This window comes from Candidatus Poribacteria bacterium, from assembly GCA_028820845.1.
In the GTDB taxonomy this organism is placed as follows: Bacteria; Poribacteria; WGA-4E; order WGA-4E; family WGA-3G; genus WGA-3G.
This window is the reverse complement of the sequence record JAPPII010000120.1, coordinates 1-16,838: the sequence shown is the minus strand read 5'-3', so window position 1 is coordinate 16,838 and position 16,838 is coordinate 1. Positions and strand designations below refer to the sequence as shown.

The window sequence follows — 16,838 nt, the reverse complement described above, 5'->3', positions numbered from 1 at the left end:
CAATATGTTCAAAAATACCTTTTTAAGGAGGCACAGACGCGTATGACTGCGGAAATTGGACAAGCCGCTATATTTCTCTCTGTGCTTTCTGGTTTATGGGCAATCGGTTTTCTCTGCGTTGGGCTGCGCACACGAAACCCGAATGCTGTGCGAAGCGGTAGAAATGCCGTTATTGCTACCTTTATTCTTATCAGTATTGCAACGGTTGCTTTAATCTACGGTTTTGTAACTGATGACTTCTCAATGCGCTATGTTGTTGAGGTGTCCAGTGCGGCGCAACCGCTTCTCTATAAAATCACAGCACTCTGGGGTCGAATGTCCGGTTCATTATTGTTCTGGCTCTGGCTGCTTACGGTTGCTGGGGCGATTGTCGTCTGGCAGAACCACCGATACAATAAACAGACGGGTGATACCCTCGCAGATTATGCCCTAATTCCTGTCGCTATTGTCCAACTCTTCTTTATTATCCTTGTTACTGGCTTAATCGAAGGCGTTTACAACCCACTCGCTCGCTTCCCGAATGGACAGGTCGCGCCCGATGGTGCGGGTATGAATCCGCTCCTCCAGACACCAAGCATGGCGTTTCATCCACCGACGTTATATATCGGTTGGATTAGTCTGACGGTACCGTTCGCGTTTGCCGTTGGTGCCCTCGCGTCTGGTAGAGTTGGCAGCGACTGGATCCTCCGTTCTCGGAGATGGACACTCTTCTCTTGGATTATTTTGACCGTCGGTATCACGCTCGGTGGCAATTGGGCGTATCGTGAGCTTGGTTGGGGCGGTTATTGGGCATGGGATCCCGTCGAAAACGCCTCTTTTATGCCGTGGCTCCTCGGCACTGCTTATCTACATTCTGTGATGATCCAGGAAAAGCGGAGTATGCTCAAATTGTGGAATATCCTCCTGATTACCCTCGCTTTCCAATTCACATTGCTCGGCACTTTTATCACCCGAAGCGGGATTATCTCATCGGTGCATGCCTTTGCACAATCGGACATTGGCGGCTATTTCCTCGGTTTCATTCTAATTTCGACGGCTGGGGTCGTCGGACTCATCATTTATCGTTGGAACCGACTGAAAAGTGCCAATCGTCTTGAATCACTGCTTTCGCGTGAAAGTGCCTTTGTACTGAATAATTGGCTTTTCGTTGGGTTAACACTGATTATTCTCTGGGGTACGTTGTGGCCGATTATCTCCGAGGCAATTAATGGTCAAAAGGCATCTGTGCCTGAAGCCTTTTTTAATCAGGTCGTTATTATTCCGGGATTGTTGCTCCTCTTCCTGACGGGTGCGGGACCTATCATTTCATGGAAAAAGATTACCGCAAATAACTTCCGTCGTATGTTTATGTGGCCCTTGGTTATAGGTCTGGTCAGTGGTGCGTTGACTTGGGGATTTCTCGCATTAAGAGGTAATACATCTCCTATCTATTCGGTGCTCTGTGTTTCCGCTGCTGTCTTCGTGCTTGTCGCAATATTTGCGGAATTTTATCGCGGTGCGAGACTCCGCGCAAAACGACAGGAGACCTCACTCCTCAACGGTTTGGGTCTCCTCATCCAGCGTAACAAAAGACGGTATGGCGGTTATATCATTCACATCGGTATTGTAATCCTTTATATTGGTATTATGGGATCGAAGGGATATTTTCTCCTCGAATCTGACAGTTTATCACTTGGTGAATCGATGAAGGTGGGTGCCTTTGAACTCACAATGAAAGACTCCTTTGAGAGAGAATACGCCAACTATCGCAGGGCTGGTGTCATTTTTGATGTCGCAAAGAACGGAAAGCAGATTGGCACGATGGAACCGGCACGCCACTTCTATTACAAGGCTGGTCAGGGGGAACAGGATACGATTGAGTCTGCCATCCGTCACTTCGGCGTGAATGACCTCTATATCGCTCTCGGTGAGCTGCCGCGGAATATTAAAGGCGGAGATATTGTGAACGTTCAGGTGTATCACAATCCTCTAATTAGTGTCGTTTGGATTGGTGTCGCTATTATGGTAATCGGTGGAATTATTGCTATAGCTGAGAAGTCTCAAGACAGTAAAGAGGCTTAATGAGATTCGGGACAGAACTATGAAGATCGGGAAATTGGGTCGCCTTTCAACATCTATCAGTGCTGTATTTCTCGTTGTCTGTTTTTTTCCTGCCACTGTCTACGCACAGACGGAAACATCTGGCGTGTCGGAAGTGCAAAATACAGCGGATGCCCAATTTGAGTCCAAGTTAAACGAACTCCTCACGACGGTCTACTGTTACTGTGGGTGCGAACGTGAGACGATCGAAGTCTGTGTTTGTGGTACAGCGGAACAGATTGAAACCGATTTTCGCAATCAATTGCTCGTCGGTCAAACAGTAGAGCAGATTCGGACGAATTATCTTGACAGATACGGTCCCCAATTTTACGCAGTTATGCCAGCGGAAGGCATTAATTTGATTGCTTATATTATGCCTGCTGTTATTCTTGTCCTCATCGGTGGTGTCGCTTTTGTCGTGCTCCGAAAGTCAAAGCAGGTGGTTACAACGACAGATAGCAGCGGCACGTCAAGCCAACAGGTTTCTGATACGACGCTGAAGCAGGTTGAAGCTGAACTGGAAAGATACAAACAGGAGAAATAGCCGGGACAGTCTTTCGCACGAAATAGCGCGGTTTAAAAAAAGATTTTTATGGATTCACTTGTTCTTTTATGGATGCTAATTCTCGGCATCATGCTCCTTGTTTATCTCGGATTCCCGATCTTCTCGAAGACCGGTTCTCAAGACGCTGTGTCTTCTGAAGACATAATCGAAGAACGGCGGCGAACCCTTTTTCAGGAACGTGAACGGAGTTACGCTGCACTTGCAGAACTTGACGAAGATTATGAAACCGGAAAACTCTCGGAAGCCGACTACCAAGAGTTACGCGAGGCACTCTTGCAAGAAACGGCACGCGTCATCCTGCAGCTTGAAGAGGAATCGCTCTCAGATGTGGAAGCAGAGATTGAGAGATTTAAACAACAACGTGGAACATAGTATGCACATTAACTTAGCTTCGGACAGCAGTTCAAAGGGCAATTTACAGATTCGATATCTCACAGTGTCGTGCCTCAGTAGCCTGTTAGGGGTTGCCCTAATCCTTTTCTATCTGCCTACCGCCACTGCGCAGACAACGAAACTCGGCAATATTCAAGGCACGGTTATTGACAGAAAACTTGAGAAGCCGCTCGTTTCGCATCCGATAACCCTCACTGTTCATAAAGCAGACACCGCTGAAACACAAGAAGTGCTGACCGATGAAAACGGCAACTACCGTTTTACGGATTTACCCCTGGATCCGACTGTCCACTACACAGTTTCTACTGTTTATGAGGACACCGACTACACCGAGAAGGATTTGGTTCTGTCAACGTGGGCTACAAATATAACTGCCAACTTCGACATCGGAGCGTTTACGGACGATACATCGCAAATTCAGGTTAGAACGCATACCTTTATTATTGGACCGCCGCCTGCGGACCACGCCCCTGACGGTGCTGTCACGGTTGTTGAGGCGGTCGCTGTTGAAAACCAGAGTGACTTGGCTTTTCAAACAAAACACGGCACCCAGACGGTTGGGTTGCATTTAAAACTTCCGAAAGGGACTGAAGGGTTTCAGCCGCATTCGCCGATAACACTTACGATGAACCCTATCACTCATGACGTTATCCTCCCAGCACCGCTACCGCCCGGAGAATCGCAGTTAGGTTACACTTATATTTTTCACGTTGAAAAAAGCAAGTTAGATTTATCGCGTCGCTTAGATTTCGACACAGCAGAATTCTACTTCTTTGTTCCTGACGGTATCGGTTTTGCACCAAACGCCAAATTTTTCAACGCACCCAGGCGCGAACAGATCCATGGGAACGTTTATCTTGTATATCAGAGCGTTGCAGGGAAGACTTTCACTGCGGGAACAACGGTTGATTTGACACTGAATGTGAACATGAATGCGGGTCGTGGTGCGATGCCGGGGCAGACCTCTAACCTTGGGCAGCTGGTACTTATTGCTGTTGCGGCGGCATTGGCTGGCGGTTTTTTCGTCGCTGCACTTTTCAAACTCCGTGCCCCAAGTCGTGCGGAATCTCATACGGATGACTCCATAACACCACCGGATGCGGGATGGCTCCGTAAACTCAGTCCCGATGATATTGAGCATGTTCGCATCGCAAGACTTGAATTCATTACATATCTTGATGATACATACGGGAAGCAGGAAATCTCGGAGCGCGTCTATAAACGACTCCGCCGAGAACAAACCGAACGCCTCACCACGCTCTTAGAGCAGCAAAAAAGGGGAAATAATGCATAGCAAACACCACATCGCTGATTTGATAGTCATGTTAGGTCATATAGACGAGAATGTTCGGAACACTGCGAAAGCAGAATTGGTTGCCATCGGTAGACCTGCCGTTCCGCAACTCATCGATGTTCTTACCCAAGAGTGCTGGTATATGTCTGGGTATGGTGCCGAGTTCTATACACATATCGAAGAATCTGCTATCCCTGTTTATATGGAGCAGATGGCGAATCTGGCTTCGGAGATACTCGCAGAGATCGGAGAGTCCACCGTCCCAGAGTTGACAGCGGAACTCACCAGAGCCGAACGCGAGTTTTCTGAGTGGTTTTATAAGTATTTGCGACCTGAACAGACTGACCGTCTTATCACAATGTTGGCGTATGTTAAGAAAGGAGAATAAGTGTGATGGACAGCGAAGGTGCCATAACTGACCTGATCGAAGATCTGTCAGATATGGATGACGATGTCCGTGAGGCTGCAAAAAAAGAACTGGTTGCTATTGGTGCACCTGCTATTCCACAGCTGATTGAGGCACTCGCGGAGAATTTGTGGGACATTTCGGATCAAGCCGCTGATATCTTAGCAGAAATCGGTGCAGCTGCTGTACCCGCACTCATGGAGGAGTTGGGGATCGTCGAACGATACCACGCTCTGTGCATTAGCGATACGTTAGGTCGTATTGGTGCACCTGCTATTTCTGCGCTGAGTGAAGCCTTACAAGACTTAGACGAACAACTCCGCGAATATGCGATTCGTGCCTTCAGCAATATGGGAGCCCCAGCAATCGATGCGATACCGGTGCTTATTGAGGCTTTAGGTGATCCAGAGGAGGAGGTGCGGACGTATAGTGCCTACGCACTCGCGAACCTTGAGGGTGCCGCCAAGGACGCTGTTCCTGCGCTAATTGCGGCATTGGAGGATGATTCTGAACGCGTCCAACACCATGTAGCGTATGCATTAGAAAAAATCGACACCCCAGAAGCGAAACAGGCACTTATAGCACTGACAACTTAAAAAATTTGAAAAATTGGGTGTAAATATGGTATAATTAAGAAAAGTAGATTATTTTTATGTGCATGAATATTAAGAAAAAGGCGCAAATATTTCAGCTTAACTAACAAAGAATCGATTTGTTTATTTATCCACTCATCTGGTGTCGTCAGGTTCATCGAATTGTGGCGTGTTTTCGGTAAATTGTGCTACATCAGAATGGGATCTGGAAAATTATTAGAAGGGAGCCAAGATGGCAAAATACGATTTTGTAATCGCTGTAGGAGGGGCACCCGGTCAAGGGATTGACACCGTTGGTAAGAGTATGAGCCAAATCTGTGCTCGACACGGTCTCCACGTCTTTACCTATAGTGCTTACCAATCTCTCATCCGCGGCGGTCATACCTTCCTTACCGTCAGAATTAGTTCCGATCCAGTCGCCAACCACGGTGATAAGATAGACATGATTATCGCACTGGATCGGAACAGTTTAGAAACCCACCTTCCACACGTCGCCCCCGGCGGTGCCATTATCTATAATAGTGATGATGTTAAAGCTGCACCCGAACGCGACGATATCCAACTCTGTCCTATCTCCTATAAAGAGTTATCCAATGGTACAGATAGAAGAAAGTTGATGTTGAACATCTGTATGTTCGGTGTTGCTTTGAAAATGGTTGGTGGCGATTTAAAAGTACTCGAAGACATTATCAACCTGACGTTCGGACGTAAAGGACAAGCGTTGGTAGACGCGAATATTGATGTCGCGCGCGCGGGTTACAATCATGCAGCGGAACACTTTACCGCCTTTGAAGCGCAGTTTGAGAAGCAAGAGCCTGCACTTGCTTTCGTTGACGGAAATTCAGCAATGGCAATGGGAGGCGCAGCGGCAGGTGTCAAATTTTACGCTGCCTATCCAATGAGTCCATCAACGGGTGTCCTTCACTGGATGGCGAACAATGCCCGCGATCTAAACATTATGGTTCGCCAATGTGAGGACGAAATTAGTGTTGTCAATATGGTTATTGGTGCGGCACACGCCGGTGCTCGCGCGATGTGTGCGACATCAGGTGGTGGATTCGCACTCATGTCGGAAGCCATTGGCAGCGCAGGGATGATGGAGATTCCGATCGTTGTTATTAACGTCCAACGCGGGGGTCCCTCCACAGGTTTGCCCACAAAAACCGAACAGGGCGATCTATGGCAGATCCTGGGTGCCAGTCAAGGCGATTTCCCGAAAATCATCGTCGCACCGACAAGCATTATGGACGGTTTTGACACCATTCCAGAAATCTTTAATCTCGCCGATAAATTCCAATGTCCGGGCATGGTGCTCTCCGATCTCACACTCTCTATGGGCTTCACAACCTTTGACCCTGACTCCATCAATTGGCATCCGGAAATTGACCGCGGGGCACTTATCAGTGGTCCCGTGCAACTTGACGGTGAATACCTCCGGTATCAAATTACGGATAGTGGTATCTCACCGAGAGCGATCCCCGGCACGCCGGGACACGTTCATGTCGTTGCGACCGATGACCACGACGAAGATGGTACTTTAATTAGTGATGAGTTCACGAATCCGCATAAACGGCGCGACATCATGGAGAAGCGGCAACGGAAGATGGAGGGTATCCTTGAACTCCTACCGCCGCCGACGCTTGAAGGACCCGAAGATGCCCAAATTACGCTCATTGGATGGGGGTCGACCCTTAGTGTGATTGGCGAAGCGGCTGAACAACTCACGGAAGCCGGTATTCCGACTAACCATATCCATTTCAAATGGCTCTATCCGATGGACGAAGACGCTATAAATGAAGTGCTTGCGAAATCGGGACACTCGATTATTGTTGAGTGTAACTACACCGGTCAATTCGCACGCTTCCTGCGCGGTGAAACAGGCTTTAAGGCAGACGGTCAGATTCGCAAATACGACGGCGAACCGTTTATGCCGCATCACATTGTTGACGGTGCCCGTGAACTCTTGACGAGTAAGACGGACCTTTATGTCCCCTACCAAGAAATTGTAGTCTAATAAAGGAGGATGAATCAGATGGCAAAAGCAAAACGAGAAAGATCCACTCGACGCGAAAGACCCATTCAAGGGGCACCCACCGCGAGAGATTTCCAAGGTGATGTTCGTCCGGATTGGTGTGCAGGGTGTGGTGATTACGGTGTACTCAGTTCTCTGCAGACTGCTTATGCAAAACTTGGCAAAGGCAATCATGAACACCTCACCGTAAGTGGCATTGGTTGCTCCTCCAACCTGCCCGGATACATTCGGACTTACGGGATGCATACACTCCATGGACGCTCACTTGCGGTTGCAACGGGTGCCAAGCTTGCCAATCACGAGATGAATGTGGTTGTTACTGGCGGCGATGGGGATGGATACGGCATCGGCGGGAACCATTTTGTCCACACGATGCGAAAGAATATTGACCTCCTCTATATCGTGATGAACAACCAGATTTATGGATTGACCATTGGTCAAACTTCGCCGACGAGTTTGATGGATATGAAGACGAAAAGCACACCCTTTGGCAATATAGAGGCACCGCTCAATCCGATTGCTATGGCAATTGTTACCGGCGCGACCTATGTCGCCAGAGGGTTTAGCGGGAATCCGAGACAACTGGCAGAATTGATGTACAACGGCATGCAACACAAGGGTTTTGCCCTTATTGATGTGTTTAGTCCTTGTATTACTTTCAATAGAGACAATACAACTGACTTTTTCAAGCAGCGCGTCAGAGAACTCGAAAACCACGATCCGAGTGATCAAGCTGCGGCACTTCAGGAAGCTGCCAAGTGGGGAGATGAGATTCCGATCGGTCTGTTCTATCAAGATACCAGCCGCCCCGCCTTAGATGAGATGGAACCGGTTTTAGAAAACGGGCCCATGGCGCATCAACCGCTCGGTGTTACCGAAGAACAAGGCGATGCAATTATCCAGAGTATGATGTAAGACGGACGTGGTATCGGTCGTTTTTTGCACGCCTACTTTTTGTTCATGATATTGGTTGATTATAGGGCGGGGCCAGGCTCCGTCCTATGTCTTTTTTGCGCCTTACGGAATCGTTCACACCATGCGCATCCGTGCTTCCGGACTCACTAAACACTTTGGACACCGCACAATTGTCAAAGGGGCTACGCTTTCGGTTCGTCCGGGAGAAGTCGTTACGATTTTCGGTCCGAATGGCGCAGGGAAAACAACGCTCATCCGAATGCTCGCAACCCTCCTCCGACCGACATCAGGCGCGCTTGAAATTGAAGGCGCAGATGCCATTGCCAATCCTTCGGACGTGCGACGGGCATTGGGTGTCGTCGTTCATGAACATCTGGCTTACCCGATCTTCAGTCCTTATGAGAATCTCAGATTTTTCGGACAGATGTATGGTGTCGAGCAGCTTGAACACCGCGCAACAACACTTCTCACAGAAGTCGGGCTGCAACGTTTTATCCATGAACCCCTGCATATCTTCTCACGAGGCATGACACAGCGCTTTATGATTGCCAGAGCCCTCCTCCATCATCCCTCAGTCTTGTTATTCGATGAACCCTTCTCTGGCTTGGATGCTTCCGCTAAACAGTTCGTCCTTGAACGCATCGCAGAAGAACGCCAAAAAGGGACAGGTATTGTTGTTACAACACATAACACAGAGTTGGGCTATCTTGTGGGGACAAGGTTCCTCTTTATGATAAATGGAGCGTTGGAAGCGGTTGCACAGAAAGATGAGATTTCGGCAGAGACGCTTCTGCTCACGTACGAGGAGAAGTTATAGGCACACTAATCCGAGGCAGGTATAGATGGATACTTCCAAATTGAGACAGACATGAGGTTTCCATTACGTCAAATTGGCGCGCTGATTCGCAAGGATCTTGGACTTCAATTCCGTTCAAAGGAGACGCTGGCATTAATTTTCGTCTTTAGCGTGCTCGTTGTTCTTATCTTCGCTTTCGCGTTTGGTCCGATTTTCCCTGAAAAGGTGGAACGTGGTAAATTAGCCGCGAGTGTCCTCTGGGCAGCGTTCGTTTTTGCAGGAATTATTACCTTGAATCGTTCATTTACGATAGAACGCGCACACGCTGCTTTACACGGTATTCGACTTACCGGTGTCGATGCGGGTAACCTCTACCTTTCTAAGGTTATCAGTAACGTTGTTTTTCTGTTGTTATTGGAAATTGTTATAACGCCTATCGCACTTCAATTTTTAGACTTACTTGATGTGGCGACGGTGAGCACATTACTGAAATTATTCGGCGTGCTGAGTATCGGGACACTCGGTTTTTGTGCTGTCGGTGTGCTGTTAGCTGGTATGTCTACAAGCGCGGACGGCGGTGAAAGTCTGCTTTCTGTTATTCTACTTCCACTTGTTATCCCAATCATTATGGGCGGCGCGAAATGCACCGTCTCGCTGCTGGTAACGGGTGGGTTAGAAAACAAATTTTGGCTGCAATTGCTCATAGGATGCAGTTTAGTTTTTCTGGCATCTGCGTACCTACTCGCTGATGCTGTTATTGAGGAATAGTAAAATGGCTGTTGGCGATCGGCAATCGGCAGTCGGTAGTGTCCAGTGCAAAAAATACAAACGTTTTGTATGCCATAACACTCGCTTTTCCAACCGCTGGAAACGCAGTGTCCCGAGTGCTGACAGCCACTAAAAAGGAGAAGAACTTGTCAGAAATTATCCATATTCATGCACGCGAGATATTAGACTCGCGTGGTAACCCGACAGTCGAAGTTGACGTTGATTTAGCATCGGGCGCATTCGGACGCGCCGCAGTGCCGTCTGGTGCCTCCACAGGAGAACACGAGGCGGTTGAACTGCGGGATGAGGATGCGGGTCGGTATTTGGGAAAAGGCGTTCAGAAAGCCGTCGAAAATGTCAATACTGCTATCGCTGAAGCCCTCATCGGCGCGGATGCCTTCGCACAGAGCGATATTGATGCTGCTATGCGTGCACTTGACGGGACAGAAAACAAAAGTCATCTCGGCGCGAACGCGATTTTAGGCGTCTCCTTAGCCGTCGCGAAAGCGGCTGCTGCTGAGGCTGGACAACCGCTATATCGCTATATCGGCGGAACGAACGCCAAAGAACTCCCTTTACCGATGATGAACATCTTAAACGGGGGTTCTCACGCTGATAACAACGTTGATATCCAAGAATTTATGGTGATGCCAGCGGGGGCAGCGAGTTTTGCTGAGGCACTTCGTATGGGTGCCGAAATCTTTCACAGCCTCAAAGCCGTCTTACAGGAACGCAATTGCAATACAGCTGTCGGCGATGAGGGTGGATTCGCACCCGATTTGGGATCCAATGAGGAAGCGATTGCTGTGATTATTGAAGCCATTACGCGCGCCCGTTATCTGCCGGGTGAAGATGTCCTTTTGGCGTTGGACGCTGCTTCGAGTGAATTTTACAATCGGGATACGGGTGTTTATGAGTTGAAGGCAGAAGCACAACCGACCAAATCGCCCGAAGAGATGGTCGCGTTTTACACTGAACTCTGTGAGAAGTATCCAATTGTCTCCATTGAAGATGGTATGGATGAAAACGATTGGGACGGTTGGAAACGTTTGACTGAGGCGATTGGCGACAAGGTTCAGCTCGTCGGAGATGACCTTTTTGTGACCAATACCACCCGTTTGCAGCAGGGGATTGATGGACAAATTGGCAACTCTATCCTCATCAAAGTCAACCAAATTGGTACTTTGACGGAAACGCTTGATGCGATTGAACTCGCACGGCGTTTTAATTACACGGCTGTCGTTTCGCACAGATCCGGTGAAACGGAGGATACCACTATTTCTGACCTCGTCGTGGCGACGAACGCCGGTCAGATAAAAACGGGTTCGCTTTCTCGTACGGATCGTGTCTGTAAATATAACCAACTTCTCCGGATTGAGGAAGAATTGGGAGAAAGTGCCATTTTTGCTGGCAGGAAAGTCTTCTATAATTTAGCAGTTCGCGAATAGCATATTGCTAACCGCTAAGAGTAGAGCGGAGTGGAACACCTTAACAGCAAATGGCGTATTGCTAACAACGAATCACCGATAGCCGTAATGAGGTTTCCCTTATGCACGTTGGGCGTCTGATCTTATTTATCATAGCACTTGGCTTGCTCTTAGTGAGTGTTGGGCAATTTATGAACGGTTACAGTGACTGGCAACAGGCACAGATTGCTGAGGAGGCCTACCGCGCCGAGATACGAAAACTGGAGGCTGAACGGGACCTACTTCAAAAGCGTGTTGAAATGCTGAAAGGTGATACGCTCACCAAAGAACGACTTGCCCGGAAACGGCTCGGCTACGTTAAACCGGGGGAACTTAAGTTTAAAGTCGTCAAGCCTGATGCCGTTGAGTGATTTCGCGTGGTCCTACGATTAAATTGTCTGGGAATAAAAAAGTATTGTATTTTCGCGCCGCGTCCAGTAAAATAAAAACAGAGTTCTATCTTACAGACTACACCTAAGGTTAACTTGATGAACGAATCCGGCTATACTTCCCTACATGATGCAGCACGGGACAACGCTTGTGAAGCGACGACGGTGTTACTAAAAAATGGTACTGATGTCAACGCATTGGATCAATATGGATACCCGCCGCTCCATTGGGCAGCGTGGCACAATGCTTATGAAGCGGCAGCGGTATTGCTGGAACATGATGCGGATGTCAACGCACGGAATGATAAAGGGTTTATGCCCTTACACTGGGCAGCGTGGAACAACGCCCATGAAACGGCAACGGTATTGCTGGAAAACGGTGCTGATGCTAATGGGAAGAACGATGAAGGGGATACACCGTTACATTGGGCAGCGTGGCGCAATGTTTATGAGGCAGAGGCACTGTCGCTGGAAAACCGCACGGAGCTCAATCCGAGGGAAAAGTCGGGCTATACGCTCTTACACTGGGCAGCGTGGCGGAACGCTTATAGAACAGCCGTCGTGCTAATAGAGAGTGGCGCCGATGTTAACGCGCAAAATCGTAAAGGCTATACTCCCTTACATATCGCAGCAGAGGACAACGCGCATGAGGTAGCAATTGCATTGATAGATCACGGTGCTGATATTAACGCGACGGATGAAAATGGTGATACCCCTCTCCATGTTGCAGCGGCTCACAATTCGCATGAAACGGTATCCTATCTGGTGAAAGATGGTGCTAATGTCAATGCAGTCGGTGCCAATGATTGGACGGCTCTCCACATCGCGGCACGAGACAATGCCCGTCAAATCGTAGCAATGCTGTTGGAAAATAGGGCAAACCTCAATGTGAAAGACAAAAATGGCTATACCCCCTTAGACCTTGCTGAACAGCGGGAAGCACTTGAGGCGGTAAAGATGTTAAATGTTCGTCGAGGCAGAAGGCGCTGGTTATGGGGATAGCCTGGATCTAAGTCCCCTTATACCGGTAGCCGGGTCTGATGGGTGTATGCTTTAATCCGTTCAGTTGCTAATTCAATATAACTCTCCTCAATATCGTATCCGATATAGTGTCGTCCCGACTTCAAGGCACTCAAACACGTCGTACCACTCCCACAAAACGGATCCAAAACGACATCCCCAACGAAAGTATAGAGTTGAATGAGTCGGTGCGGAAGCTCCTCAGGAAACGGGGCAGGGTGACCGATGCGTTTCGCTGAAACAGCCGGGAAGCTCCAGACGCTTTTTGTCCATTCTAAAAAGTCCTCTTTACGAATTGAGTTTTCTTTTCCGTCCCGTTTTCGCGAGAAGGAGCCTTTGGAGAAAACGAGGATGTATTCGTGAACGTCTCTCAATACCGGATTCGCTGCCGATAACCAACTCCCCCATGCCGTTGAACTTCCGGCACTTGAGGCTTTGTCCCAGATGATTTCGCCACGCATGTGGTAACCTATCGCCAACATATCTTCTATGATGTAGCTATGCAGCGGGATATAGGGTTTGCGTCCCAAGTTGGCGATATTGATGCATGCCCTACCACCCGTAACCAGTTTTTTATAGGTCTCGGCGAAAACAGTGTAGAGGAGTTCTCTATATTCTCCGAGCGATAGGTCTTCGTCGTATTCTTTTTTCGCATTGTACGGCGGGGACGTAACCATCAGATGGACACTCTCATGGGGGATTTCGGACATCTCTGTGCTGGATGTGCAATAAAGTTGATTGAGATTTTCGGTGGGGATGGGGTTTTCCGTCCACGTATCGGGTTCGGGAATTTCCTGATTGGCGTAGAGTCTGCTCCCATAGAATTCGCTGGCATCGTGATTGATTCTTCCACGGGTCCCAAACGCGCTGGTTTGCGTTCCACCTTTCCGAGATTCTGAATTGTGTTTATTTTTTTGCGCCATCCTTCTACTAACCCGTCCTACCTTTGCACTACTTAGCTGCTTCCGCCAATTACAATAAGGAACGCACTATCTCCACTGGCGTGGACGCTATGAAGGATGTCAGCTGTGAAGGTAACACTATCGCCTTGTTCGAGCGTTATTTTGTCGTTGCTTGTTGTAAATATGATGTTTCCACTGAGCACAATGACGGTAGCGGCTGCGGGTGCTGAATGCTCCACAAGCGTCGCTTCCGATTTCATAGCGACCAGGACGATAGTCAATTCATCACCGCGGGCTAATGTCAACGAGGCTCTCCCTGACGTAGCGGACGTGGCTTCTTCCATGAGGTTTTCAGCCATTGATATGAGTGGAAATGCTTTTGTTAAGGATGTGTTCAGATCTGCGGGCCTGTAGGGTCTTTCAAACGATGTGTTCATTGTAAATCTCCGTAATTTAATGGACGCTAATACCCATCCGGACACCAATAAATAACATCCCGTTTGGGAAACAGAACCGCTAAAAACGCCGAGATTTCTGTGGGGACTGTCGCATCAGCACTTATCTGCTCCCACCCAATTTCGCCAAATAGGAGTTTCCAAAAATCTGCTTCGGATAGGTCTATGCCGAAATCAACTGCATCGGCATCCTCAGGAAGGATTTGTAGGGTGCCATCAGCATTGTGCCGTAGCACTGCTTGCTGATTGTCGAGGGCAGGGAGTTTGACAGTGAGTGGTGGAAATGTCCCATCAGCATCCCCAATTCGCGACTCCCATTGGACTATAAAGCGACGCAAAAACACAGCCGGACGAATAGCGTAGAGCATCATCCCTGTGTATTCTATCGGCGTTATCGGACTGTCACATTCTGCTATTAGGCGTTTGGCAAACGGGTGTTGAGATGTGAATCTACTTTCTATCTCTTCAACGCTTTGTGTTTCGCATACCTGTAAAAAATGGGATACAAGTGCATCCAAGACTGTCGAATTATCGGGGATATATCCCACTTCGCGCACCTCCACACGCTTGCCTTCTATTTCATAGTTGAGGTATCCGGCAATATATCCATCTTGGCGTGCGACAACGGTTGGAAGGACACCCCGAATACGGGGGGGTGCCATATCCCAATAAGCGCGTGTCCGGGCGATGGTTCCGCTCTGTTCGGCATTGGCAAGATCGTGTAGCTTCGCCACAGCGTCTACGTCGGTTTCTGGGTTAAAATCGGTTACCTGCCATTCAGATGAAGTTACCGTGCGTGTTGCCGAGTTGCATTTCAAATTGAAACTGTGGAGAGGCAGGGAAGTCCATCCCAATCGGCGGTAAAATGCTTCTGGAATGATCGTGAACAGCACACCAAGATCGCATCCTGTCGTCCGTAGATAGTCGATTGTGTCTCGCATGAGGGCAGACGCATAGCCGACCCCACGATAATGCGGATGTGTGCAGACGCCACCGATGCCACCCATCGTTACGAGAGAGGCACCGACCCGTATGCGTCGTTCCCAGACGCGCAGGGTCGAAATAACACGGTCGTTTACAACGACGACTCGCGTCTGTGAAAGCCTATAACTGCTATCGCCTTTCACATACTGCCAATAGCGTTCATGTCCATTTGGGTCAAAAGCCAAGCAGCTAAGTTCTATAACCTGCTCTAACTCTGATTCTCGAACCGCTCTAATTTCCATATTTTATTGGTTGTTAGTTATTAGTAGTCTGTCCACCTTTGAATTGTAGGTGAATGCGTTCGTAGTAGTGCGATTTATCGCACGTCCGAAAATAAACAACGGTCAATGAATTGCCCTACTACGAACCGAGTTACTCCCAATTTTAGACTGAACAGACTATTAGTTATTGGTTATTAGTTAAGAGTTTTCTTTGTAACAATTCTATTGACCTTAGAGACCGCCAAGGCGGGGAAAATTGTTACAACCCCACCTCTTTGCTGACTGCTGACTGCTGACCGCTATCACCGCATTGAAAAGACAACACCTAACGCCTCGTTTGGTGTCTGGATGAGTTTCTCACACCCTTCGGGTGCCTGATCAATCGGAAGAATATCTGTAATCAAGGGTTGTACCTGAATCTTGCCCTCCGACATCAGGCGCAGCGAGAGTTCCAAGTTGCGTTGGGTCGGCCAGGGGACAAATACTGGTGGATAATCCGCACCGTGTTCGTAATCCTCATCGTGATACCCCGGCCCCGTCCGCGCTGCACTGATAACGTCCACGTTCCCGAGCCCTGCTGCGAAGCCGTGCGTAATATTTGCACCGCCGACAATAACAATCCGTCCGACTTTGTGCGTATCGGGTGCGGTCTTCAACATCGCTCGGATTTGCTGGAACGCGCTCGTTGCGTCGCCGCCGAAGGCGATAATCCCGCAATCCATACCGTAGCCGTTGGTGAATTCCGCTGCGGTGGGAATCGGATCCGCCTCTGAGACGTTTATCGCACGGTGTATCCCAGCATTTTCCGCAATGCCTATTCGTAAGGGTAACCTGTCCAAACCGATGACATAAGCCCCCGCCGTTTTGGCTATCTGACAAGCAAACTGCCCGACAATGCCCAATCCAGCGACAACAACGTTTTCTCCGATACGGATACGTCCGCGTTGCACGGCATGCAATGCCGTTGCTGCGAGATGAATAGATGATGCCGCCTCACTGGCGACGTTATCGGGGACCTTCGCACATAAGTTGTGCGGCACACAGGCGTACGTCGCGTGGAGTGCGTAGCCGCCCCCCATACCAGCGACCCGATCGCCAATCTCGAATTCGTCGCAATCGCCTTCTTTGCCAATCACGACACCGGCGTTTGTGTATCCGAAAGGACGTTGCCGCGCTTCGGACCCCGGGTTTTCGCGTCGGCGTTTGACACCGCCGAGTTCTGTCCCGGGACTTACCATAGAGGCGTGGACTTGAATTAAAAGCTGCCCGGGTTTCGGTGCAGGCGTTTCTTGTTCTTCTGTCCAGATACGTCCGGCTTCGTTCATCATCAGAACTTTTCTTGTTTTGCTCATTGACAGATTATCCTTTCTTATGCTAAAAATCCAAGCCTAAAACTACTAATTGTGTTTTTCAACAAAAAGGTATCAAAGTAAAACAAAAGGCAGCAGGGGTGTGGCTGCTGCCTTTATCAGATTAACTGTCCAGAAATGTTTGATAGTCAATCTCTAATTGTTTAAGAATACTTCGGAGCGTCCCTATTTTCAAATCTCTACTACCCCA

The 16,838-nt window shown here is 48.7% G+C and carries 18 protein-coding genes; 14 read left to right on the top strand and 4 right to left on the bottom strand.

Going from position 1 to position 16,838, the window contains the following annotated elements; genetic code table 11:
* The first annotated feature begins 42 nt into the window (after positions 1-42).
* The 14 genes from OXN25_22925 to OXN25_22860 all read left to right on the top strand — a co-directional run bounded on the left by OXN25_22925 (position 43) and on the right by OXN25_22860 (position 12,698).
* On the top strand, positions 43-2,061 hold the full coding sequence (locus OXN25_22925; GenBank protein MDE0427720.1) for a heme lyase CcmF/NrfE family subunit: 2,019 nt from the start codon (positions 43-45) through the stop codon (positions 2,059-2,061).
* Positions 2,062-2,080: 19 nt separating this feature from the next.
* Positions 2,081-2,623: a cytochrome c-type biogenesis protein CcmH gene (locus OXN25_22920; protein ID MDE0427719.1), complete on the top strand. Its 543-nt coding sequence runs from the start codon at positions 2,081-2,083 to the stop codon at positions 2,621-2,623.
* 48 nt (positions 2,624-2,671) lie between these two features.
* Positions 2,672-3,016: a hypothetical protein gene (locus OXN25_22915; GenBank protein ID MDE0427718.1), complete on the top strand. Its 345-nt coding sequence runs from the start codon at positions 2,672-2,674 to the stop codon at positions 3,014-3,016.
* Position 3,017: 1 nt separating this feature from the next.
* The gene (locus OXN25_22910; protein MDE0427717.1) at positions 3,018-4,331 is read left to right on the top strand and encodes a carboxypeptidase-like regulatory domain-containing protein; all 1,314 of its coding nucleotides are present in this window, start codon (positions 3,018-3,020) and stop codon (positions 4,329-4,331) included.
* Complete coding sequence (locus tag OXN25_22905; protein ID MDE0427716.1) at positions 4,324-4,719, top strand: hypothetical protein; 396 nt, start codon at positions 4,324-4,326, stop codon at positions 4,717-4,719. The genes OXN25_22910 and OXN25_22905 overlap by 8 nt, the downstream gene beginning before the upstream one ends.
* Before the next feature lie 5 nt (positions 4,720-4,724).
* Positions 4,725-5,333 carry a HEAT repeat domain-containing protein gene (locus OXN25_22900; protein MDE0427715.1) on the top strand — a complete coding sequence of 203 codons (609 nt, stop codon included), beginning with the start codon at positions 4,725-4,727 and terminating at the stop codon, positions 5,331-5,333.
* Between the two features lie 229 nt (positions 5,334-5,562).
* A complete protein-coding gene (locus OXN25_22895; GenBank protein MDE0427714.1) occupies positions 5,563-7,344 on the top strand; it encodes a 2-oxoacid:acceptor oxidoreductase subunit alpha in 1,782 nt (593 codons plus the stop codon).
* A gap of 18 nt (positions 7,345-7,362) precedes the next feature.
* Positions 7,363-8,277 carry a thiamine pyrophosphate-dependent enzyme gene (locus tag OXN25_22890; GenBank protein ID MDE0427713.1) on the top strand — a complete coding sequence of 305 codons (915 nt, stop codon included), beginning with the start codon at positions 7,363-7,365 and terminating at the stop codon, positions 8,275-8,277.
* A gap of 121 nt (positions 8,278-8,398) precedes the next feature.
* Complete coding sequence (locus OXN25_22885) at positions 8,399-9,094, top strand: ABC transporter ATP-binding protein (GenBank protein MDE0427712.1); 696 nt, start codon at positions 8,399-8,401, stop codon at positions 9,092-9,094.
* A gap of 51 nt (positions 9,095-9,145) precedes the next feature.
* Positions 9,146-9,841 (top strand): heme exporter protein CcmB, encoded by a 696-nt coding sequence (locus tag OXN25_22880; GenBank protein MDE0427711.1) that lies wholly within the window; start codon positions 9,146-9,148, stop codon positions 9,839-9,841.
* 4 nt (positions 9,842-9,845) lie between these two features.
* Complete coding sequence (locus OXN25_22875; protein MDE0427710.1) at positions 9,846-9,974, top strand: hypothetical protein; 129 nt, start codon at positions 9,846-9,848, stop codon at positions 9,972-9,974.
* A gap of 13 nt (positions 9,975-9,987) precedes the next feature.
* Positions 9,988-11,289, top strand: coding sequence for a phosphopyruvate hydratase (gene eno, locus OXN25_22870; GenBank protein MDE0427709.1), 1,302 nt, complete (start codon positions 9,988-9,990; stop codon positions 11,287-11,289).
* A gap of 101 nt (positions 11,290-11,390) precedes the next feature.
* A complete protein-coding gene (locus OXN25_22865) occupies positions 11,391-11,678 on the top strand; it encodes a septum formation initiator family protein (GenBank protein ID MDE0427708.1) in 288 nt (95 codons plus the stop codon).
* Positions 11,679-11,795: 117 nt separating this feature from the next.
* Positions 11,796-12,698 carry an ankyrin repeat domain-containing protein gene (locus tag OXN25_22860; protein MDE0427707.1) on the top strand — a complete coding sequence of 301 codons (903 nt, stop codon included), beginning with the start codon at positions 11,796-11,798 and terminating at the stop codon, positions 12,696-12,698.
* Positions 12,699-12,715: 17 nt separating this feature from the next.
* On the opposite strand, the gene OXN25_22855 is transcribed toward OXN25_22860, so the two are convergent.
* The 4 genes from OXN25_22855 to OXN25_22840 form a co-directional block, all read right to left on the bottom strand.
* The gene (locus OXN25_22855) at positions 12,716-13,639 is read right to left on the bottom strand and encodes a site-specific DNA-methyltransferase (protein MDE0427706.1); all 924 of its coding nucleotides are present in this window, start codon (positions 13,637-13,639) and stop codon (positions 12,716-12,718) included.
* 32 nt (positions 13,640-13,671) lie between these two features.
* Positions 13,672-14,055 (bottom strand): cupin domain-containing protein, encoded by a 384-nt coding sequence (locus OXN25_22850; protein ID MDE0427705.1) that lies wholly within the window; start codon positions 14,053-14,055, stop codon positions 13,672-13,674.
* A gap of 26 nt (positions 14,056-14,081) precedes the next feature.
* Positions 14,082-15,299, bottom strand: a complete 1,218-nt coding sequence (locus OXN25_22845; protein MDE0427704.1) for a GNAT family N-acetyltransferase — start codon at positions 15,297-15,299, stop codon at positions 14,082-14,084.
* Between the two features lie 281 nt (positions 15,300-15,580).
* Positions 15,581-16,630, bottom strand: a complete 1,050-nt coding sequence (locus tag OXN25_22840) for a zinc-binding dehydrogenase (protein ID MDE0427703.1) — start codon at positions 16,628-16,630, stop codon at positions 15,581-15,583.
* Between the last annotated feature and the right edge of the window lie 208 nt (positions 16,631-16,838).

Excerpts from the sequence above, each read along its gene's own strand:
- OXN25_22925 (MDE0427720.1), top strand. The coding sequence starts at position 43 with ATGACTGCGGAAATTGGACAAGCCGCTATATTTCTCTCTGTGCTTTCT.
- OXN25_22920 (MDE0427719.1), top strand. The coding sequence starts at position 2,081 with ATGAAGATCGGGAAATTGGGTCGCCTTTCAACATCTATCAGTGCTGTA.
- OXN25_22915 (MDE0427718.1), top strand. The coding sequence starts at position 2,672 with ATGGATTCACTTGTTCTTTTATGGATGCTAATTCTCGGCATCATGCTC.
- OXN25_22910 (MDE0427717.1), top strand. The coding sequence starts at position 3,018 with ATGCACATTAACTTAGCTTCGGACAGCAGTTCAAAGGGCAATTTACAG.
- OXN25_22905 (MDE0427716.1), top strand. The coding sequence starts at position 4,324 with ATGCATAGCAAACACCACATCGCTGATTTGATAGTCATGTTAGGTCAT.
- OXN25_22900 (MDE0427715.1), top strand. The coding sequence starts at position 4,725 with ATGGACAGCGAAGGTGCCATAACTGACCTGATCGAAGATCTGTCAGAT.
- OXN25_22895 (MDE0427714.1), top strand. The coding sequence starts at position 5,563 with ATGGCAAAATACGATTTTGTAATCGCTGTAGGAGGGGCACCCGGTCAA.
- OXN25_22890 (MDE0427713.1), top strand. The coding sequence starts at position 7,363 with ATGGCAAAAGCAAAACGAGAAAGATCCACTCGACGCGAAAGACCCATT.
- OXN25_22885 (MDE0427712.1), top strand. The coding sequence starts at position 8,399 with ATGCGCATCCGTGCTTCCGGACTCACTAAACACTTTGGACACCGCACA.
- OXN25_22880 (MDE0427711.1), top strand. The coding sequence starts at position 9,146 with ATGAGGTTTCCATTACGTCAAATTGGCGCGCTGATTCGCAAGGATCTT.
- OXN25_22875 (MDE0427710.1), top strand. The coding sequence starts at position 9,846 with ATGGCTGTTGGCGATCGGCAATCGGCAGTCGGTAGTGTCCAGTGCAAA.
- OXN25_22865 (MDE0427708.1), top strand. The coding sequence starts at position 11,391 with ATGCACGTTGGGCGTCTGATCTTATTTATCATAGCACTTGGCTTGCTC.
- OXN25_22860 (MDE0427707.1), top strand. The coding sequence starts at position 11,796 with ATGAACGAATCCGGCTATACTTCCCTACATGATGCAGCACGGGACAAC.
- OXN25_22855 (MDE0427706.1), bottom strand. The coding sequence starts at position 13,639 with ATGGCGCAAAAAAATAAACACAATTCAGAATCTCGGAAAGGTGGAACG.
- OXN25_22850 (MDE0427705.1), bottom strand. The coding sequence starts at position 14,055 with ATGAACACATCGTTTGAAAGACCCTACAGGCCCGCAGATCTGAACACA.
- OXN25_22845 (MDE0427704.1), bottom strand. The coding sequence starts at position 15,299 with ATGGAAATTAGAGCGGTTCGAGAATCAGAGTTAGAGCAGGTTATAGAA.
- OXN25_22840 (MDE0427703.1), bottom strand. The coding sequence starts at position 16,630 with ATGAGCAAAACAAGAAAAGTTCTGATGATGAACGAAGCCGGACGTATC.